The organism is Micromonospora sp. WMMA2032 (genome assembly GCF_002688545.1).
GTDB classification, from domain to species: Bacteria; Actinomycetota; Actinomycetes; order Mycobacteriales; family Micromonosporaceae; genus Micromonospora; species Micromonospora sediminicola.
In genome coordinates, this window is the sequence record NZ_CP024052.1 from 6274433 (window position 1) to 6294604 (window position 20172).

Sequence of the window (20172 nt, forward strand, 5' to 3'; positions counted from 1 at the left end):
ACGTTGCCGTTGTGAAAAACGCGGCAGCGCTGTCCGGAGAGCCGGTGACCAGTTCGGTCACCAGCGCGACGGCGTCCGCCGACCTGTCGACGCGGGATCGGGTGACCCAGCTCCTGCTGGAGCGGGGCGCCACCACGGCCGCGCAGCTCGGCTCCGCGCTGGGCCTGAGCCCGGCCGCGATCCGCCGGCACCTCGACGCCATGCTCGCCGACGGTGACGTCGTCGCCCGTGAGCAGACCGTGCGGGGCAGCCGGGGGCGGGGCCGGCCGGCCAAGGTGTTCGTGCTGACCGACGCGGCCCGGGTGCGCTGCGGCACCCACCACTACGACAACATGGCCACCGCGGCGCTGCGGTGGATCGCCCGCACCGGCGGCGCCGAGGCCGTCGCGGCGTTCGCGGCCGAGCAGGTCGCCGCGCTGGAGGCCCGCTGCCGGGCGGCCGTGGAGGACGCCGACGGCGACGCCCCGCTCGCGCGGGCCGAGGCGCTCGCCGAGGCGCTCACCGCCGAGGGCTACGCTGCGAACGCGTCCACGATCGCGTCCGGCGGCCAGCTCTGCCAGCACCACTGCCCGGTGGCGCACGTGGCCGCCGAGTTTCCCCAGCTGTGCGAGGCCGAGACCGCGGTGATCTCCCGTCTGGTCGGCACCCACGTGCAGCGCCTGGCCACCATCGCGCACGGCGACGGCGTGTGCACCACGCACATTCCCGCCCAGTCCGGTTCCACCGTCACCACTGTGAGGACAGATAGATGACCGAGCAGATCGTCCAGCCCCTGACCCAGGAGGAGCAGCTCGCTGCCCTCGGTCGTTACGAGTACGGCTGGGCCGACCCCGACGTCGCCGGGGCGTCCGCCCAGCGCGGCCTCAACGAGGCGGTGGTCCGGGACATCTCGGCCAAGAAGAACGAGCCGGCCTGGATGCTCGACCTGCGCCTGAAGGGCCTGCGGCTGTTCGACCGCAAGCCGATGCCGGCCTGGGGCGCCGACCTCACCGGGATCGACTTCGACAACATCAAGTACTTCGTCCGGTCCACCGAGAAGCAGGCCACCAGCTGGGAGGACCTGCCGGAGGACATCAAGAACACCTACGACCGGCTGGGCATCCCGGAGGCGGAGAAGCAGCGGCTGGTCGCCGGCGTCGCGGCGCAGTACGAGTCCGAGGTGGTCTACCACAAGATCCGTGAGGACCTCGAGGAGCAGGGCGTCGTCTTCCTCGACACCGACACCGCGCTGCGCGAGCACGAGGACATCTTCAAGGAGTACTTCGGCACGGTCATCCCGGTCGGCGACAACAAGTTCGCCGCGCTGAACACCTCCGTCTGGTCCGGCGGCTCGTTCATCTACGTGCCGAAGGGCGTGCACGTGGAGATCCCGCTGCAGGCCTACTTCCGGATCAACACGGAGAACATGGGCCAGTTCGAGCGGACCCTGATCATCGTCGACGAGGGCGCGTACGTGCACTACGTCGAGGGTTGCACCGCGCCGCTCTACTCCTCCGACTCGCTGCACAGCGCGGTCGTGGAGATCATCGTGAAGAAGAACGCGCGCTGCCGCTACACGACCATCCAGAACTGGTCGAACAACGTCTACAACCTGGTCACCAAGCGCGCCGTGTGCCACGAGGGCGCGACCATGGAGTGGGTCGACGGCAACATCGGCTCCAAGGTCACCATGAAGTACCCGGCGGTCTACATGACCGGCGAGCACGCCAAGGGCGAGGTGCTCTCGGTGGCCATGGCCGGCGAGGGCCAGCACCAGGACGCCGGCGCCAAGATGGTGCACGCCGCGCCGCACACCTCCTCGACCATCGTGTCGAAGTCGATCGCCCGGGGCGGCGGCCGCACCTCCTACCGGGGCCTGGTGCAGGTGCTGGAGGGTTCGACCAGCAGCAGGAGCACGGTCAAGTGCGACGCGCTCCTGGTCGACACCATCTCCCGCTCCGACACCTACCCGTACGTCGACATCCGTGAGGACGACGTGTCGATGGGGCACGAGGCGACCGTCTCCAAGGTCAGCGACGACCAGCTCTTCTACCTGATGAGCCGGGGCCTGAGCGAGGACGAGGCGATGGCGATGATCGTGCGCGGCTTCATCGAGCCGATCGCCAAGGAGCTCCCGATGGAATACGCGCTGGAGCTCAACCGCCTGATCGAGCTGCAGATGGAAGGTGCGGTCGGCTGACCGCGGCCCTCCGCATCCACTGACACCGTCGTCGCAGAACAGACCAAGGAAGAGATGACTACCCAGGCTTCCGCGCCGCCCACGACCAAGTCGCAGGCGCTCCGCTCGTACGACGTCGCCGACTTCCCGGCCCTGACCGGCCTGGAGGAGGAGTGGCGCTTCACCCCGCTCAAGCGCCTGCGTGGGCTGGCCTCGTCGGCCCAGGTCGCCACCGGCGCGGTCCGGCACGAGCACGGTGACCTGCCCGAGGGCGTCACCGTCGACCGGATCGGCCGGGACGACCCGCGGGTGGGCAGCGTGCTCACCCCGTTCGACCGGGTCAGCGCGCTGGCGTACGGCGGGGCCGACGGCGCGCTGCTGGTGCAGGTCGCCCGGGACGCCGTGGTGGCGGAGCCGGTGCGCCTGCGGGTGGTCGGCGAGACCGCCGAGGCGCTCGCGTTCGGTCACACGTTCCTCGAGGTGGGCCGCTTCGCCGAGGTGACCGTGGTGCTGGAGCAGGTCGGCTCGGCCACGCTCGCCGACAACGTCGAGGTGACCGTGGCGGACGGGGCGAAGCTGACCCTGGTCACGGTCGCCGACTGGGCCGACGACGCGGTCCAGGCCCAGCACCTCAGGGTCAAGCTGGGTCGCGACGCCAAGATCGTGCACGTGCAGGTCAGCCTCGGCGGCGACCTGGTCCGGCAGTACACCTCGGTGGAGTACACGCAGCGCGGCGGCGAGGCCGAGCTGTACGGCCTCTACTTCGCCGACTCGGGCCAGCACCTGGAGCACCGGCAGCTGGTCGACCACACCGTGCCGGACTGCCGCAGCAACGTCGGCTACCGCGGCGCGCTGCAGGGCGACGACGCGCACACCGTCTGGGTGGGCGACGTGCTGATCCGGGCCGAGGCGACCGGCACCGACACGTACGAGATCAACCGGAACCTGCTGCTCAGCGACGGCGCCCGGGCCGACTCCGTGCCCAACCTGGAGATCGAGACCGGCGAGATCGCCGGCGCCGGGCACGCCAGCGCGACCGGCCGGTTCGACGACGAGCAGCTGTTCTACCTGATGGCCCGGGGCATCCCGGAGGCCGAGGCCCGGCGCCTGGTGGTGCGTGGCTTCTTCGCCGAGATGATCAACAAGATCCCGGTCGAGGACCTGCGCGAGCGGCTCGGCGACGCGATCGAGGCGCGCCTGGCGAAGGCCGGGGCCTGATGATCAGGATCTGTTCGACCGAGGACGTGCCGAAGGGCACCGCGATCAGCGCCGACGTGGACGGCGTGCAGATCGCGGTCGTGCACGGCGAGGACGACGCGTTCTACGCCGTGCGCGACGAGTGCTCGCACGCCGCCGTCGCGCTCTCCGAGGGCGAGGTCGAGGGCTGCACGCTGGAATGCTGGCTGCACGGATCCCGTTTCGACCTGCGTACCGGTGAGCCCACCGGGCTGCCCGCGACCGAACCCGTACCCGTCTACCCCGTCGAAGTCCGCGACGGCGAGATCTACGTCAGCATGACGCCGAGCAATGGAGTGACCCGATGAGCACCCTGGAGATCCGCGACCTGAAGGTGTCGGTCAAGCTGCCCGAGGGTGAGCTCAAGCCGATCCTGCACGGGGTCGACCTGACCGTGCGCTCCGGCGAGACGCACGCCATCATGGGCCCGAACGGCTCCGGCAAGTCGACGCTCGCCTACTCGATCGCCGGCCACCCGAAGTACGAGATCACCGGCGGCGAGGTCACCCTCGACGGCTCCGACGTGCTCTCCATGTCCGTCGACGAGCGCGCCCGCGCCGGCCTCTTCCTGGCCATGCAGTACCCGGTCGAGGTCCCCGGCGTGTCGGTGGCCAACTTCCTGCGTACCGCCAAGACCGCCATCGACGGCGAGGCGCCGAAGCTGCGCACCTGGGCCGGCGAGCTGCGCGGCGCCATGGAGAAGCTCCAGATGGACCCGGCGTTCGCCCAGCGCAACGTCAACGAGGGCTTCTCCGGCGGCGAGAAGAAGCGGCACGAGATCGTGCAGCTGGAGCTGCTCAAGCCGAAGATCGCCATCCTGGACGAGACCGACTCCGGTCTCGACGTGGACGCGCTGCGCGTGGTCAGCGAGGGCGTGAACCGGGTCCGCGACACCGGCGACACGGGGATGCTGCTGATCACCCACTACACCCGGATCCTGCGCTACATCAAGCCGGACTTCGTGCACGTCTTCGTGGCCGGCCGGATCGTCGAGCAGGGCGGCCGTGAGCTGGCCGACAAGCTCGAGGAAGAGGGCTACGAGCGGTACGTCGCCGGGGCCGGCGCGGCGCGGGCCTGACCTGACATGACCTCGATCGCGATCCCGGCGGGCATGCCGCAGTACGACGACGTGCCCCGCTTCGACGTGGCGACGGTGCGGGCCGACTTCCCGATCCTGGACCGGGAGGTCAACGGCCACCCGCTGGTCTACCTGGACAGCGCGAACACCTCGCACAAGCCGCGGCAGGTGCTGGACGTGCTCGCCGAGCACTACGCGAGGCACAACGCCAACGTGTCGCGCTCGGTGCACACGCTGGGCACCGAGGCGACCGACGCGTACGAGGGCGCGCGGGCGAAGATCGCCGCGTTCATCAACGCCCCCAGCGTCGACGAGGTGGTGTTCACCAAGAACTCCACCGAGGCGATCAACCTGGTGGCGTACGCGTTCTCCAACGCCTCGCTGCGCGCGGACGCCGACCCCCCGTTCCGGCTGGGGCCCGGCGACGAGATCGTGATTTCCGAGATGGAGCACCACTCGAACATCGTCCCGTGGCAGCTGCTCGCGGAGCGCACCGGCGCGACGCTGCGCTGGTTCCCGGTCACCGATCACGGCCGGCTCGACGAGTCCGGCCTGGACGACCTGGTCACCGAGCGGACGAAGATCGTCTCGCTGGTGCACATGTCGAACATCCTCGGCACCGTCAACGCCACCTCGCGGATCACCGCGCGGGTCCGCGAGGTCGGCGCGCTGCTGCTGCTCGACTGCTCGCAGTCGGTGCCGCACCTGCCGATGGACGTGGTCGACTTCGACGCCGACTTCATCGTCTTCACCGGGCACAAGATGTGCGGCCCGACCGGCATCGGCGTGCTCTGGGGCCGGGGCGAGCTGCTCGCCGCGATGCCCCCGGTGATGGGCGGCGGCTCGATGATCGAGACGGTGACGATGGCCGGCTCGACGTTCGCCGCGCCGCCGGCCCGGTTCGAGGCGGGCACCCCGCCGATCGCCGAGGCGGTCGCGCTGGGCGCGGCGGTGGACTACCTCACCGGCATCGGCATGCCGGCCATCCAGTGGCACGAGAAGGAGCTGACGGCGTACGCGCTGGACGCCCTCGCCACCGTGCCGGGGCTGCGGATCTTCGGCCCGACCGTGCCGGTCGGCCGGGGCGGGACGATCTCCTTCGCCCTCGGTGACGTGCACCCGCACGACGTCGGGCAGGTGCTCGACTCGCTCGGTGTGCAGGTGCGGGTGGGGCACCACTGCGCCAAGCCGGTGTGCGCCCGCTTCGGGGTGCCGGCGATGACGCGGGCGTCGTTCTACCTCTACACCACCACGGCGGAGATCGACGCCCTGGTGGCGGGCCTGGACAAGGTGCGGAAGGTCTTCAAGTGATGCAGCTTGAGTCGCTCTACCAGGAGATCATCCTGGACCACTACAAGCATCCGCACGGCCGTGGCCTGCGGGAGGCGGACCCGGCGGCCCAGGTCGGCGAGGCGCACCACGTCAACCCGACCTGCGGTGACGAGATCACCGTGCGGGTGGCGACCGACGGCAGCGTGTTCACCGACATTTCGTACGACGGGATGGGCTGCTCGATCAGCCAGGCGTCGGCGAGCATCCTGCACGAGCTGCTGCGCGGCCGGGCCGCACAGGACGCCGCCGTGGTGCACGAGGCGTTCGTCGAGTTGATGTCCGGGCGTGGCCAGGTCACGCCGGACGAGGACGTGCTCGGAGACGGGGTGGCGTTCGCGGGTGTCGCGCGCTACCCGGCCCGGGTCAAGTGCGCGCTGCTGTCGTGGATGGCGTTCAAGGACGCCGCGGCACGCGCCGGGGTGGGCGTGAGCCCGGAGGTGAAGGCATGAGCGACGAGAACATGACCCCCGAGGCCGGCGCGGTGGCGACGGACGGCACTGCCGTCAACGGGGCTGTTGCCGACGGTGCGGCCGCGGGTGCGGCGGCGCCGGCCGGCGGCAAGGCCGCGATCGGTGACATCGAGGAGGCGATGAAGGACGTCGTCGACCCCGAGCTGGGCATCAACGTGGTCGACCTGGGCCTGGTGTACGGCGTGCACGTGGACGACGAGAACGTCGCCACGCTGGACATGACGCTGACCTCGGCGGCCTGCCCGCTGACCGACGTGATCGAGGACCAGGCCCGGCAGGCGCTGACCACCGGTCCCGGTGGCGGCCTGGTCAACGACATCCGGATCAACTGGGTCTGGCTGCCGCCGTGGGGCCCCGACAAGATCACCGATGAGGGGCGCGACCAGCTCCGCTCCCTCGGCTTCAACGTCTGACCGCTCCACGGTCACGGTTCCGGGCGCGTCACCCCTTCCGGGGTGGCGCGCCCGGCTCGTTGTCCCCCCGGCTAGCGTTTCGCCTCGCTCCGGCCCCTTCCGCGTCGGCCTGGTCTGCCGCGCGCCCCACTCCACTCACCTCGTCGCCCCCCACGTCCCGAAATCCGGGAGCCCGCGACCGCCAGTCAGGACAGCAGTAGATCTTGGTAGGAAACGGCCCCTATAGGGGCCATCTCCTACCAAGATCTCCGAGCCGAGCCGAGCCGAGTGACGCCGGCAAGCTGGGCGCGAGCCGGGCGGACACGGGGGGAAATCCGATGGCGGGGCGGGGGAGCGAGGTTGCAGGATGAGCGGGTGATCGAGGCGTACCCGAAGCAGGCTCCTGTCCGTGCGGCCACCGCCGCGCGTCGACAGCGTGACCTGCCGGCCGCCTCGACCGGTCGCCCGCCCTCGTGACCAGCGCGTTCCTCGCCGGGCTGGTCGCCGGCTACGGCGTCGCCATCCCGGTCGGCGCGATCGCGATCCTCATTCTCGGGCTGAGCGCCCGCGCCGGGTTCCGGGTCGGGGCGGCCGCGGCGCTGGCCGTGGCCACCGCCGACGGGCTCTACGCCGCGGCCGCCGCGCTCGGCGGCGCCGGGCTGGCCGGTTTCCTGGCCCCGGCCGCCGGGCCGCTGCGGGTGGTCGCGGCGCTGGTGCTGCTCGGCATCGCCGCGCACGGCCTGTGGCGGGCCTGGTCCGCGCGGCGGGAGGTGGCGAGGGCCCCGGTCGGGCGCGGGCTGCACACGCCGACCCGGGCGTACGCGGCGGTGCTCGGTCTGACCCTGCTCAACCCGGCGACGGTGCTCTACTTCGCCGCGCTGGTGCTGGGCCGCCGTGATGCCGCCGACCCGGACCCGGCAGCCGCCGCGCTGTTCGTCGCCGGGGCGTTCCTGGCCTCGGCGAGCTGGCAGCTGCTGGTCGCCGGCGGCGGTTCCGTGGTGGGGCGCGCGTTGTCCGGTCCCCGTGGTCGCCTGGTCACCGGGCTGGTCTCCAGCGCCCTGATCGCCGCCCTCGCGGTCACCACGCTGCGGCCCGGCTGACTAGCCTGTGGAGGGCGAGGAGGTGTGCGATGGGGGGCACCCGAGTTCTGACCGCGGGATTCGCGCTGGTGCTCGGCCTGCTCGTGGCCTGTGACGACGGGCGCGGCCGGGGCGACGCCCGGGTCGACGACGTCGCTGTGGACTGGTCGACCCCGGTGACAACCGTGTCCGCTCCCACCGGACACACGGTGGCGCTGCGCACCGGCGCGCCGGGCTGCTGGCGGGTCAGCGAGGTCCGGTCCGACGGCACGGAGACGGGAGCGGTCAGCGCGTGCCACGGCCTGCCCGCGACGGCGGCCTCCCGCGTGCTGGGCGTCGTCGTGGTGGTCACCGGCTGTTCGGGCGCGCCTTCCGTGGCGGTCGGGGACGCCGCTCGGCGGACGGTTGTCGAGGACGTCTCCGACGGCATCTTCCTGGTGCCGCCCGGTCTGCTCCCGGCGGACGCGCCCGCGCTCACGTACGCCTGCCGCACCGCCACCGGTGAGGACGGGCCGTGGGTGACGGTGGACGTCGCCGGCTGAGTTCCACCGCTGGGTAGGGTCGGTGCCATGAGCAGCCGACCCGCAGCCGGAGGCGGCCGGTGGGTGGAGGTCGACCCGGCCCGCGTCGTGCGCTGGGTCGAGGGCTTCGCCGAGCGGCACGGGCCGCCCACCACCACCGCCCTGGGGTACGGGTTGCTGCTCACCGCCCCGGACGGGGCCACCGCCGAGCTGCACACCCCGCCCGGCGCGCGCCCCGCGCCGGACCTGGCGGCGTTCGCCGGAGTGGCCGCCGCGCCCCGCCGGCTCGGGCTGCTGCTGGCCCGCAAGGGCGCGGTGGCGGTCGGGGTGGCCGACGGCACCGAGCTGGTGGTCTCCAAGGTGGACACCCGCTACGTGCAGGGGCGCACCGCCGCGGGGGGCTGGTCCCAGCAGCGGTTCGCCCGGCGGCGGGACAACCAGGCGAAGGCGGCGTTGGGCGACGCGGCCGATCTCGCCGTACGCCTGCTGTTGCCGGCGGTCGGGACGCTCGCGGCGTTGGTGTGCGGCGGTGACCGGCGGGCGGTGGACACGGTGCTGGCCGACCGGCGGCTGGCGCCGCTCGCGGCGCTGCGGGCGGAGCGGCTGCTCGACGTGCCGGAGCCCCGGCACGCGGTGCTGGTCGCGGCCGTCTCCGCCGCCCGGGCGGTCCACATCCTGGTCCGCTGAACGGGAAAGATCGCATCAAGTGCGGTCAATCGACGTCACCAGCGGTGCATCGAACGACGACGATGCATAGGGTCGGTGTCGTGACGTGGCGGGTCTCCGGGCGACCCGCCAGGGCAGCGTCACCTCCGCCAGTCAGGCACCGACATCGTTGGGAGACAGGAACTTCATGAGCGGATATCGAAACGCCCGGTGGCGCCACCGTGCGACGCGGCTCCTCGCCGCCGTGGCGGCGATGTGCGCCGCGGGCGTCACGTTCACGGCGGGCCCGGCCGCCGCGGGTGCCGGCACCGCCGCGTCGGCCGCGCCGACGGTCACCACCGTCACCGCGGGCGGCGCGCACACGTGTGCGATCGGCGCCGACGGGGGCCTGTGGTGCTGGGGCTCGAACTACGCCGGTCAGCTCGGTGACGGGACCACCACGAACCGGGGCGCACCGGCACGGGTCGACACCGCCACCTGGGCCGCCGTCGATGGTGGCTCCGGCCACACCTGCGGGATCCGGACCGACGGCACGCTGTGGTGCTGGGGCTCGAACTTCCGGGGCCAGCTCGGTGACGGGACCACCACCAGCCGGAGCGCGCCGGTGCGGGTCGGCACCGCCACCACCTGGGCCCGGGTCAGCGCCGGCCCGCAGCACACCTGCGCCGTGCGGACCGACGGCACGCTCTGGTGCTGGGGCTTCAACCGGACCTCGCAGCTGGGCGTCGGCACCTCGCCGTGGGTCGCGAACACCCCGCTGCAGGTCGGCACCGCGACCACCTGGGCGAGCGTCTCGACCGGCTTCGGGCACACCTGTGGCGTCCGCACCGACGGCACGCTCTGGTGCTGGGGTCTCAGCTCGGACGGGCAGCTCGGCCTCGGCTTCCTGGGCTCCCAGACGACGCCCGCGCAGGTCGGTGCCGCGACCACCTGGACCGGCGTCACCGCCGGGTACGCACACACCTGCGGCATCCGGTCCGGAGCGCTGTGGTGCTGGGGCGAGAACGGGTACGGGCAGCTGGGCGTGAGCGGCACCTTCCAGACCGCGCCGGTCCAGGTCGGCACGACCACCACCTGGAGCACGGTCGCGGCGAGCGGCGACGCGACGTGCGCGTCCCGCGCCGACGGCAGCCTGTGGTGCTGGGGCAAGAACACGACCGGTCAGGTGGGCGACGGCACCACCACCCACCGGTCCGCGCCGACCCGCGTCGGTGACGCCACCACCTGGACCGGCGGCCTCGCGGTGGCCGACCACGCGTGCGGGATCCGTACCGACGGCGGCCTGTGGTGCTGGGGCGACAACAGCGGCGGGCAGCTGGGCGACGGGACCACCGTCGAGCGGTCCACCCCGGCGCAGGTGGCAGTGCCGGCCTGACCGGTCGGGGCACGAGTCGGGCCGCCGGCCCGCCCGCTGTCGAGGTCAGCGGTGCGGGCCGGCGGCCCGGGCGTGGAGCCGGTCAGGCGTCCGGCGTCACTGGCTGGAGCCGAAGGTGTCGCAGGACTTCGGGTCACCGGTGGAGAAGCCCTTGGTGAACCACTGCTTGCGCTGCTCGGACGAGCCGTGGGTGAACTCGTCCGGGTTCACCGGCCGACCCGAACGCTGCTGGATGGCGTCGTCGCCGATCTTCTCGGCGGTGTCGATCGCCTGCTGGATGTCCTGGTCGGTGATGCTCTTGAAGATCTTCTGGCCGCCCTCGTCGGCGGTGCCGGTGGCGTTCTTCGCCCAGGCGCCGGCGTAGCAGTCGGCCTGCAGCTCCAGCTTGACCGAGAGCGCGTTGGCGTTCTGCGGGTCGCGCTGCTGCTGGCGGCGCATCTGCGCCTCGGTGCCGAGCAGGTCCTGCACGTGGTGGCCGTACTCGTGGGCCAGCACGTACGGCTGGGCGAACTCGCCCTCGGCGCCGAGCTGGTCGGCGAGCAGCCGGTAGAACGTGAGGTCGATGTAGACCAGGTCGTCGGCGGGGCAGTAGAACGGGCCCACCCCGGAGTCGGCGGCGCCGCAGCCGGTACTGACGTTCTGGCTGAAGAAGACCGTCTTGGACGGCTGGTACTGCTCGCCGAAGACCTCCGGCATGGCGGTGCGCCAGTAGGCCTGGATCGAGTTGACGTACAGCGTGTTGCGGCAGTCGAGCTGCTTCAGCGCGTCCTCGGCCGAGCACTTCTGCTCCAGCGAGGTGTTGTCGCCCTGCTCGGAGCCGCCGCCGTTGGTGGCGGCGTTCAGGCCGAAGCCGCCGCCCACCAGGGCAACCAGTACGGCGATGATGATGCCCACGATCCCGCCCCGGCCGCCGCCGCCGGGGATCGGGATGCCCATCCCGCCGCCTCCGCCGCCGGACCCTCGCCGGTCGTCCACCTGACTGGTGTCGACCCGCGCGTTCTCATTCAGCTCCATGTTGACCCCGATCACCGATGTGTCCGTGTGTGGTGGTTGCGGTACCGGACCGGGTCCGGACGGCGGATTCGGTACCCGATGATCTTGCCCGGTAATCCGACGGAGTGGGCACCGGCCGCCCGGTACACTTGGCCCCGTGCTGCGCTGCGAAGGCTGAACGGCCCCGCGCCGACGGGAAATCACCACCCGCCGGCGCTTTCGCGTGCCCTGAGTCAGCCCTTCCGGACCCGAGAGCGAGTACTCCGAAATGATCATTGCCACCGGCCTGGAACTGCGCGCCGGTTCCCGGATCCTGCTGTCCGACACCACCCTGCGCGTGCAGCCGGGCGACCGGATCGGCCTGGTCGGCCGCAACGGCGCCGGCAAGACGACCACCCTCAAGGTGCTCGCGGGGGAGGGGCAGCCGTACGCCGGGCAGATCGACCGGCGCAGCGCCATCGGCTACCTGCCGCAGGACCCCCGTACCGGCGACCTCGACGTCACCGGCCGCGACAGGGTGCTCTCCGCGCGCGGGCTGGACGTCCTCATGGCGCAGATGAAGGAGCTGGAGAACAAGCTCGCCGAGGGCGCCGACGACGAGCGGTTGGTCCGCCGCTACGGCGCGCTGGAGGACCAGTTCGCCTCTCTCGGCGGCTACGCGGCCGAGGCCGAGGCGGCCCGGATCTGCGCCAACCTCGGCCTGCCCGACCGTGCCCTGGCGCAGACCATCGGCACGCTCTCCGGCGGTCAGCGCCGCCGCATCGAGCTGGCCCGGATCCTGTTCCGCGACGCCGGCGAGAACGGCGGCGGTATCCTGCTGCTCGACGAGCCCACCAACCACCTCGACGCCGACTCGATCACCTGGCTGCGCGGCTTCCTCGCCAACCACAAGGGCGGCCTGATCGTGATCTCCCACGACGGGTCGCTGCTGGAGTCCGTGGTCAACAAGGTGTGGTTCCTGGACGCCACCCGGTCCGTGGTCGACACCTACAACCTCGGCTGGAAGGCGTACCTGGAGGCGCGCGAGACCGACGAGCGGCGCCGCCGCCGGGAGCGGGCCAACGCGGAGAAGAAGGCCGGCGCGCTGATGGCGCAGGCGGACAAGATGCGGGCCAAGGCCACGAAGACCGTCGCCGCGCAGAACATGGCCCGCCGGGCCGAGAAGCTGATCTCCGGGCTGGAGGAGGTACGCCACGCCGACAAGGTGGCCAAGGTCCGGTTCCCCAACCCGGCGCCGTGCGGCAAGACGCCGCTGACCGCCACCGGCCTGTCCAAGTCGTACGGGTCGTTGGAGATCTTCACCGACGTGAACGTGGCGGTGGACCGGGGTTCCCGGGTGGCCATCCTCGGCCTCAACGGCGCCGGCAAGACCACCCTGCTGCGGATGCTCGGCGGCCTGCTGGAGTCGGACACCGGCGAGGTGCGCCCCGGGCACGGGCTGCGGCTGGGCTACTACGCCCAGGAGCACGAGACGCTGGACGTGGACCGGACGATCCTGGAGCACATGCGCAGCGCGGCCTCGGACCAGACCGACACCGACCTGCGGAAGATCCTCGGTGCGTTCCTGTTCTCCGGCGAGGACGTGGACAAGCCGGCGGGTGTCCTCTCCGGCGGGGAGAAGACCCGGCTGGCGCTGGCCACGCTGGTCTGCTCGGGCGCCAACGTGCTGCTGCTCGACGAGCCGACGAACAACCTCGACCCGGTCAGCCGGGAGCAGGTGCTCGACGCCATCGCCCGCTACCCGGGCGCGATCGTGCTGGTCACCCACGATCCGGGCGCGGTCACCGCGCTCAAGCCGGACCGCGCCATCCTGCTGCCCGACGGCGACGAGGACGCCTGGTCCGACGACCTGCTGGAACTGGTCGAGCTGGCCTGAGCCCCCGCCACGTCCGTTCCGCTCGGGTCGGTACGGATCAGCCGGTCGGAAGGATCACTCTATCGGGAAGCTGACATTGCGTAGCGTGTCGGTTGGCGAATAGTTGATATCTGGCGCATGATCGTCCGAGGCGGTCTAATAGGTGGGACCGTATCCGAACCGCACAGTCTGGGACGTGAGGAATCAGCATGGCAGCCACCGGCACAGCCACCAGCACTGAGAAGGGTCGCCGGATCGTCGGGGCCGAGCGTCAGACGCTCGCCAAAGACCTGGTAAAGCGGTACACCGGCGGAGAGAGCATCCGTGCTCTGGCGGCCTCGACCGGCCGTTCCTACGGGTTCATCCACCGGGTGCTCACCGAGTCCGGGGTGCAGCTGCGGCAGCGCGGCGGCGCCCGGCGCCGCAAGAAGGCGTGACCCGCCCCCCAGCGTCGTCCATCAGCGCCGCGCTCCGGGTGGTCCGGTGACCGCCGAGACGACCGGAGTGCGACTCGACTGCGACGGGCCGGTCGCGACGGTGACGTTGTGCCGGCCCGACGTTCTCAACGCCCAGACCCCGGCGATGTGGCGCGCGATGAGCGACTTCTCCCGGGACCTGCCCGGCGACGTCCGCGTCGTCGTCGTACGCGGGGAGGGCCGGGCGTTCTCCGCGGGCCTGGACCTGGCGGTCGCCGGCGCCACCGGGCCCGGTTCCTTCGCCGAGCTGGCCACGCTGTCCGAGGCGGAGTGCGCCGACCGGATCGCCGACTACCAGGGCGGCTTCACCTGGCTGCACCGGCCGGACGTCATCTCGATCGCCGCCGTGCAGGGCCACGCCATCGGCGCGGGCTTCCAGCTCGCCCTCGCCTGCGACCTGCGCGTGCTCGCCGCCGACGCCAAGCTGTCCATGGCCGAGGTGACCCTCGGTCTGGTCCCCGACCTGGCCGGCACCCGCCGCCTGGTAGAGCTGGTCGGCTATTCCCGCGCGCTGGAGATCTGCGCCACCGGCCGCCGGATGGACGCCGCCGAGGCGGACCGGATCGGCCTGGCCACCCTGGTGGTGCCCAACGACGAGCTGGACGCCGCCGTCCGCGACCTGTCGGCCGGGCTGCTGGCCAACAACCGGGACGCGATCGTGGAGATCAAGGCGTTGCTCGCCGGCGCGGTCGGACGCTCGCACGCCGAGCAGCAGCGGGCCGAGCGGGAGGCGCAGACGCGGCGGATTGGGGACCTGGCCGGGCGGGGCGAATAGTAAGGACCGTTCGGGAAGATCCGGGTTACTCGCGAGGTTGTCACAGGCGTCGGGAGAATTGAACCCGACGGTTCATGCTGCCCGACGACCCGGAGGTGACGGATGTCCAACCACATGGCCGGCGGCGGCATGGGCGGCTGGAGCATGCTCCGGTCGCTGCGCAACCGCGACGAGGTCTCCGCCCACCAGCTCAAGCGCGGCACCGCCCGGCGGATCGTCGCCTTCGCCGGGCCCTACCGGCGCGACATCGTCGTCTTCCTGCTCACCGTGATCGTGGCCGCCGTGATCGGCGTGGCCACCCCGCTGCTCGCCGGTGACGTCATCGACGCGATCGCCGGCGGCGGCCCGGCCGCCCAGTCCACCGTCGTCCGGCTCGCCCTGATCATCGCCGTGCTGGCCGTGGCCGACGCGCTCTTCTCGCTGGCCCAGCGGTGGTATTCCGCCCGCATCGGCGAGGGCATCATCCTCGACCTGCGCACCCGGGTCTACGACCACGTCCAACGAATGCCGTTGCAGTTCTTCACCCGCACCCAGACCGGTGCGCTGGTCAGTCGGCTCAACAACGACGTGCTCGGCGCCCAGCGGGCGTTCACCTCGACGCTGTCCGGGGTGGTCAGCAACGTCATCCAGCTCGTGCTCACGGCCGGGGCGATGCTCGTGCTGTCCTGGCAGATCACCGTGCTGGCGCTGGTGCTGCTGCCGATCTTCATCATTCCGGCCCGCCGGGTCGGCCGGCGGCTGGCCGAGATCACCCGCGAGTCCTACAACCTCGACGCCAAGATGAACGCCACCATGACCGAGCGGTTCGGCGTCGCGGGGGCCCTGCTGGTCAAGCTGTTCGGCGCGCCGGAGGTGGAGGCGGACCGGTTCGCCCGCCGGGCCGAACGGGTCCGTGACATCGGCATCCAGTCCGCGATGTACTCGCGCACGTTCTTCGTGGCGATGCTGCTGGTGGCCTCGCTGGCCCAGGCGCTGACCTACGGTGTGGGCGGCTGGCTCGCGGTCGCCGGCGCGGTCAGCGCGGGCACCGTCGTCAAGCTGGCCCTGCTGCTCACCCGTCTCTACGGTCCGCTCACCGCGCTGTCCAACGTCCGGGTCGACGTGATGAGCGCGTTGGTCTCCTTCGACCGCGTCTTCGAGGTGCTCGACCTGCGCCCGGGCATCGCGGAGAAGCCGGATGCGGTGCCGGTCCCGCCCCGCAACGGTCGGGTCGAGTTCCGCGACGTGCGCTTCCGCTACCCGACCGCCGCCGAGGTGTCACTGGCCTCGCTGGAGGAGGTCACCACGCTCGACCGCACGGTCAACGAGCCGGTGCTCAAGGGCGTCTCGTTCGCCGTCGAGCCGGGGCAGATGGTGGCCCTGGTCGGCCCGTCCGGCGCCGGCAAGTCGACGCTGTCCATGCTGATCTCCCGGATCTACGACGTCACCGACGGCCAGGTGCTGGTCGGCGGCGTCGACGTGCGCGACGCGACGCTCGCCTCGCTGCGCGACGAGATCGGTGTGGTGACGCAGGATTCGCACCTGTTCCACGAGACGATCCGGGAGAACCTGCGCTACGCCAAGCCCGACGCCACCGACGACGAGATCTGGGCGGCCCTTGCCGGCGCGCAGGTCGCCGACCTGGTGCGGGCGCTGCCCGACGGGCTCGACACCACCGTCGGCGAGCGGGGCTACCGCTTCTCCGGCGGCGAGAAGCAGCGCATCGCGATCGCCCGCCTGCTGCTGAAGGCCCCGTCGATCGTGATCCTCGACGAGGCCACCGCGCACCTCGACTCGGAGAGCGAGGCGGCGGTGCAGCGGGCCCTGTCGGTGGCGCTGACCGGGCGCACCGCGCTGGTGATCGCGCACCGGCTCTCCACCGTGCGCGACGCCGACCAGATCCTGGTGCTCGACGAGGGGCGCATCGTCGAGCGTGGCCGGCACGACGAGCTGGTGGCGGTCGGCGGTCTCTACGCCGAGCTCTACCGCACCCAGTTCGCGGTCGCCGACTCGCCGGCGCCCTACGCCGAGCCGGAGCAGCCCGAGCCGGTGGTGACCACGGTGCCGATGGGCACCTACGTCGCCCAGGAGAGCATGCCGCCCGCCACCGCGAACTAGTGCCGCCTCCGGCGACGTTCGCCCTGGCGACATCCTTGCCCAGACATGGGTGAAGCCCTCTGTGGTACGTTCGCCCTCGCTGTGCGCTGCTGCGCGAACTGAGGAGGTGAGACCGATCAACGCTATGACAGGTCGGGCCTCCCTCCCTCGCACGGCCTAGGGAGTGCCCGCAGAAGGCATTCCGGAAGGCTTGAACGCTATGCGCTTCACCTCTGAGACGTCGTCCGACGGTGTCTCCGAACAGCTCTTTGTCCTCGGTGAGATTCCCGGCGTGCTGTGGACGCCGGAAGGTGCCGCCGGTACTCGCCCTCTTGTCCTCATGGGACACGGCGGCGGTCAACACAAGAAGGACCCTGGCATCGTGGCCCGTGCGCGCCGCTTCGTGGCCGAGTGCGACTTCGCGGTGGCGGCCGTCGACGTGCCCGGCCACGGCGACCGGCCGAAGGTCGAGGAGTACAACCGGATCGCCACCGAGAACCAGGCTCGCGTGGATGCCGGGGAAGAGTTGGCTCCGCTGATCGCTGGTTTCCAGGCGCTCGTAGCCCGCCAGACCGTCCCGGAATGGCGGGCGGTCCTCGATGCGGTCCAGCAACTCGAGCACGTCGGTGTTGGCCCGGTGGGCTACTGGGGCGTGTCGTTGGGTTGCGGACTCGGCGTTCCATTCGTTGCCGCCGAACCCCGGGTCCGCGCGGCAGTGCTGGGCCTGGGCGGGGCGCTGGCCTCAGCCGAGGCCGCCGCGCGGATCACGGTCCCGGTGGAGTTCCTGCTGCAGTGGGACGATGAGCGGGTGCCGCAGGCCCAGGGCTTGGCGTTGTTCGACGCCTTGGCCTCAGCCGAGAAGACGCTGCACGCCAACCCGGGCAAGCACGGGGAGATCCCGGCATTCGAGCTGGACAGCACGCTACGGTTCTTCGCCCGGCACCTCCGCTGATACCGCCACCCGCAGCCCGCGACGCGCCGATCGGGATCAGCTCCCGATCGGCGCGTTCAGCGAACACTGGTCGGCGTGGCCGACCACGTCCAGGTTCGGGAGATCGACGACGAGGGGCAGCGCCTGCTGCGGATCGACCGCAGCGGCCCCGGGTCGGTGGTGACGTGACGGCGGGCCCAGATGGTGCTGCTCTGCGCGCAGGGCATGCGGGTAACCCCGGGGCGACCGGGCCGCCGCCAACGACGTCGAGCCGGCGTACACCCCGACCGAACAGCTCTCGGCTCAACCGCATCGAGGCCCGGTTCACCGCACTGGCTGCCGTCGGACCGTCCGCTTCGCGGGCTTGACCCTGACGCAGCGTCAACCGCTCATGCTGAGCGTCATGAGCAACCAGACGGAACGCCCCGCCGTTGAGGTCCAGGGCCTGGAGAAGTCGTTCGCGCAGGTCACGGTGCTGCGCGGCGTGGACTTCGACGTGGCGCCGGGCAGCATCTTCGCGCTGCTCGGCTCGAACGGGGCGGGCAAGACCACGCTGGTGAGGATCCTCGCCACGCTGCTGCGGGCCGACGCGGGGACCGCCCGGGTCAACGGCTTCGACGTCGGGACGCGAGCCGCCGACGTACGGGAGTCCATCAGTCTCACCGGGCAGTTCGCCGCGGTCGACGAGGTCCTCACCGGGCGGGAGAACCTGGTCCTGGTCGCCCGGCTGCGACACCTCAGGGAACCCGGCGCGATCGCGGACGACCTGCTGCGGCGTTTCGCGCTGACCGAGGCGGGCGCGCGGAGGGTGGCGACGTACTCCGGTGGGATGCGCCGCCGTCTGGACATCGCGATGAGTCTCATCGGGGATCCACCGGTCATCTTCCTCGACGAGCCGACGACCGGGTTGGACCCCGAGGCCCGCATCGAGGTGTGGCAGGCGGTCAAGGACCTGGCGGCGCGGGGCACCACGGTGCTGCTCACCACGCAGTACCTCGACGAGGCCGAGCAACTCGCCGACCGGGTCGCGATCCTCCACGAGGGCCGGATCATCGTCGACGGCACCGTGCCCGAACTCAAGCGGCTCCTCCCACCCACCGAGGTCCGGTACGTCGAGAAGCAGCCGACCCTCGAGGACGTCTTCCTCGCCCTGGTCGGTGCCGACGCCCAGGGGGCACAGCGATGAACAGGCACGTGCTCGGTGACACCGCCGTTCTCCTGGGACGGTCGCTGCGCCACATCGCCCGCAGCCCGGACACGATCATCACGACCGCGATCATGCCGATCGCCTTCATGCTGCTGTTCGTCTACGTCTTCGGCGGCGCGATCGACACCGGCACCGACTCGTACGTGAACTACCTGCTGCCCGGCATCCTGCTCATCACGATCGCGTCGGGCATCTCGTACACCGCGTTCCGGATCTTCCTCGACCTGCGGGGCGGTCTCGTGGACCGGTTCCGGTCCATGCCGATCGCACGGTCGGCCATCCTGTGGGCGCACGTCCTGACCTCGCTGGTCGCGAACCTGGTCTCGATCGCGGTGGTCGTCCTCGTCGCCCTGGTGATGGGCTTCCGCACCGGGGCGGATGTGCGGGGGTGGCTCGCGGTCGCCGGCATCCTGGCCCTGTTCACCCTGGCGCTGACCTGGCTCGCCGTGCTGCCCGGCCTGGCCGCGAAATCCGTGGACGGTGCGAGCGCGTTCTCCTACCCGCTGATCCTCCTGCCGTTCGTCAGCTCGGCGTTCGTGCCGACCGACACCATGCCCGGCCCGGTCCGCGCGTTCGCCGAGAACCAGCCGGTGACGTCCATCGTCGACACGATCCGGGCCCTGTTCGACCAACGGCCGGTAGGCTCCGGCATCTGGACCGCCCTCGCCTGGTGCGTCGGCCTCCTGGTCGTGGCCTACGTGTTCGCCACCGTCTCCTACCGTCGGCGGACCTCCTGAGTCGAGGCGACGGGGCCGGGCACGTCGAGGGCAGGATCAGAGCATGTTGACGATCGGGCAACTCGCGGCGTACGCCGGCGTCACGGTGCGGACGGTGCGGCACTACCACCAGGTCGGGCTGCTGCCCGAGCCGGAACGGGACGCTTCCGGCTACCGGCGGTACGGCCCGACGGCGGTGGTGTCGCTCATCAAGATCCGCACGCTCGCCAGTGCCGGGGTGCCGCTGTCGGAGGTCGGCCGGCTGCTCGACGCCGGCGAGCCGACATTCACCGAAGGGATCCACCGGATCGACAGCCACCTCCGCGACCAGATCGAACGGCTCGAAACCAGCCGCCGGCAGATCGCCCGACTCGCCGCCGGGGACGCGCTGGCACTCCCGGCGGAGGTGACCGCCTATCTCGATCGGCTGCGGGAGATCGGAGTGTCGGAGCGGGTGCTGAAGGGCGAGCGGGACGGGTGGATCCTGCTCGCGGCCCGCTGGCCCGATCGCGTCCGCGAGTTCATCCCCGGCAAGATCGCGCAGCTGGACGACCCGCACGTCGTCCGGCTCTACCGGATCCTGTCGGAGGTCTTCGACGGTGACGGGGACGGCGACGATCCGCGGTTGGCGGAGGCCGCCGACGTCATGGCCTGCCTGGCCGAGCAGGCCGACACCGGCGGCGAGGTCCACGCCGACTACGAGGACATGCCGCACGATCTCCTGGACGCGCTCGCCGTCGAATCCGATCCGCGCGTGCGGCGTCTGGTGGAGCTGATGCGCGAGCGCGGCTGGTCCGGCTGGAACCGCATGGAACGGCTGGCATAGTCGCCGTTCC

The 20172-nt window shown here is 71.5% G+C and carries 21 protein-coding genes; 20 read left to right on the forward strand and 1 reads right to left on the reverse strand.

The window, feature by feature from the left end; genetic code table 11:
• The first annotated feature begins 11 nt into the window (after positions 1–11).
• From CO540_RS29145 to CO540_RS29200, 12 genes are all read left to right on the forward strand, one after another.
• Positions 12–752 (forward strand): helix-turn-helix transcriptional regulator, encoded by a 741-nt coding sequence (locus CO540_RS29145; protein ID WP_371682254.1) that lies wholly within the window; start codon positions 12–14, stop codon positions 750–752.
• On the forward strand, positions 749–2179 hold the full coding sequence (gene sufB / locus CO540_RS29150; RefSeq protein ID WP_091573412.1) for a Fe-S cluster assembly protein SufB: 1431 nt from the start codon (positions 749–751) through the stop codon (positions 2177–2179). The genes CO540_RS29145 and sufB overlap by 4 nt, the downstream gene beginning before the upstream one ends.
• Positions 2180–2233: 54 nt before the next feature.
• On the forward strand, positions 2234–3376 hold the full coding sequence (gene sufD / locus CO540_RS29155) for a Fe-S cluster assembly protein SufD (RefSeq protein WP_091573413.1): 1143 nt from the start codon (positions 2234–2236) through the stop codon (positions 3374–3376).
• Positions 3376–3702 (forward strand): non-heme iron oxygenase ferredoxin subunit, encoded by a 327-nt coding sequence (locus CO540_RS29160; RefSeq protein WP_091573414.1) that lies wholly within the window; start codon positions 3376–3378, stop codon positions 3700–3702. Before sufD ends, CO540_RS29160 begins: the two co-directional genes overlap by 1 nt.
• Complete coding sequence (gene sufC, locus CO540_RS29165; RefSeq protein ID WP_091573415.1) at positions 3699–4472, forward strand: Fe-S cluster assembly ATPase SufC; 774 nt, start codon at positions 3699–3701, stop codon at positions 4470–4472. Before CO540_RS29160 ends, sufC begins: the two co-directional genes overlap by 4 nt.
• A gap of 6 nt (positions 4473–4478) precedes the next feature.
• Complete coding sequence (locus tag CO540_RS29170; RefSeq protein WP_099164393.1) at positions 4479–5783, forward strand: cysteine desulfurase; 1305 nt, start codon at positions 4479–4481, stop codon at positions 5781–5783.
• On the forward strand, positions 5783–6253 hold the full coding sequence (gene sufU, locus CO540_RS29175; protein ID WP_091577238.1) for a Fe-S cluster assembly sulfur transfer protein SufU: 471 nt from the start codon (positions 5783–5785) through the stop codon (positions 6251–6253). The genes CO540_RS29170 and sufU overlap by 1 nt, the downstream gene beginning before the upstream one ends.
• A complete protein-coding gene (locus CO540_RS29180) occupies positions 6250–6687 on the forward strand; it encodes a metal-sulfur cluster assembly factor (RefSeq protein WP_172967963.1) in 438 nt (145 codons plus the stop codon). The genes sufU and CO540_RS29180 overlap by 4 nt, the downstream gene beginning before the upstream one ends.
• A 452-nt stretch (positions 6688–7139) precedes the next feature.
• Entirely contained in the window at positions 7140–7766 is a 627-nt protein-coding gene (locus tag CO540_RS29185; RefSeq protein ID WP_099164394.1) for a LysE family transporter, read from the forward strand.
• 29 nt (positions 7767–7795) lie between these two features.
• A complete protein-coding gene (locus tag CO540_RS29190) occupies positions 7796–8287 on the forward strand; it encodes a hypothetical protein (protein ID WP_157779191.1) in 492 nt (163 codons plus the stop codon).
• A gap of 27 nt (positions 8288–8314) precedes the next feature.
• Positions 8315–8953, forward strand: coding sequence for an acVLRF1 family peptidyl-tRNA hydrolase (locus CO540_RS29195; protein ID WP_099164396.1), 639 nt, complete (start codon positions 8315–8317; stop codon positions 8951–8953).
• A 166-nt stretch (positions 8954–9119) separates the two neighbouring features.
• The gene (locus CO540_RS29200; protein ID WP_099164397.1) at positions 9120–10307 is read left to right on the forward strand and encodes an RCC1 domain-containing protein; all 1188 of its coding nucleotides are present in this window, start codon (positions 9120–9122) and stop codon (positions 10305–10307) included.
• Positions 10308–10403: 96 nt separating this feature from the next.
• On the opposite strand, the gene CO540_RS29205 is transcribed toward CO540_RS29200, so the two are convergent.
• Positions 10404–11321 carry a neutral zinc metallopeptidase gene (locus tag CO540_RS29205; RefSeq protein WP_091577241.1) on the reverse strand — a complete coding sequence of 306 codons (918 nt, stop codon included), beginning with the start codon at positions 11319–11321 and terminating at the stop codon, positions 10404–10406.
• 247 nt (positions 11322–11568) lie between these two features.
• Here CO540_RS29205 and CO540_RS29210 point away from each other — a divergent pair, with 247 nt between their 5' ends.
• From CO540_RS29210 to CO540_RS29245, 8 genes are all read left to right on the forward strand, one after another.
• Complete coding sequence (locus CO540_RS29210) at positions 11569–13176, forward strand: ABC-F family ATP-binding cassette domain-containing protein (protein WP_099164398.1); 1608 nt, start codon at positions 11569–11571, stop codon at positions 13174–13176.
• A gap of 188 nt (positions 13177–13364) precedes the next feature.
• Positions 13365–13592, forward strand: coding sequence for a helix-turn-helix domain-containing protein (locus CO540_RS29215; RefSeq protein WP_007072022.1), 228 nt, complete (start codon positions 13365–13367; stop codon positions 13590–13592).
• A 46-nt stretch (positions 13593–13638) separates the two neighbouring features.
• The gene (locus CO540_RS29220; protein ID WP_099164399.1) at positions 13639–14406 is read left to right on the forward strand and encodes an enoyl-CoA hydratase/isomerase family protein; all 768 of its coding nucleotides are present in this window, start codon (positions 13639–13641) and stop codon (positions 14404–14406) included.
• Positions 14407–14520: 114 nt separating this feature from the next.
• Positions 14521–16503: an ABC transporter ATP-binding protein gene (locus tag CO540_RS29225; protein ID WP_172968090.1), complete on the forward strand. Its 1983-nt coding sequence runs from the start codon at positions 14521–14523 to the stop codon at positions 16501–16503.
• A gap of 199 nt (positions 16504–16702) precedes the next feature.
• Complete coding sequence (locus tag CO540_RS29230; protein ID WP_099164400.1) at positions 16703–17434, forward strand: dienelactone hydrolase family protein; 732 nt, start codon at positions 16703–16705, stop codon at positions 17432–17434.
• A gap of 382 nt (positions 17435–17816) precedes the next feature.
• A complete protein-coding gene (locus tag CO540_RS29235) occupies positions 17817–18599 on the forward strand; it encodes an ABC transporter ATP-binding protein (RefSeq protein WP_253866270.1) in 783 nt (260 codons plus the stop codon).
• Positions 18596–19357 (forward strand): ABC transporter permease, encoded by a 762-nt coding sequence (locus CO540_RS29240; protein WP_099164402.1) that lies wholly within the window; start codon positions 18596–18598, stop codon positions 19355–19357. Before CO540_RS29235 ends, CO540_RS29240 begins: the two co-directional genes overlap by 4 nt.
• Before the next feature lie 43 nt (positions 19358–19400).
• Entirely contained in the window at positions 19401–20162 is a 762-nt protein-coding gene (locus CO540_RS29245; RefSeq protein ID WP_099164403.1) for a MerR family transcriptional regulator, read from the forward strand.
• Positions 20163–20172: the final 10 nt, after the last annotated feature.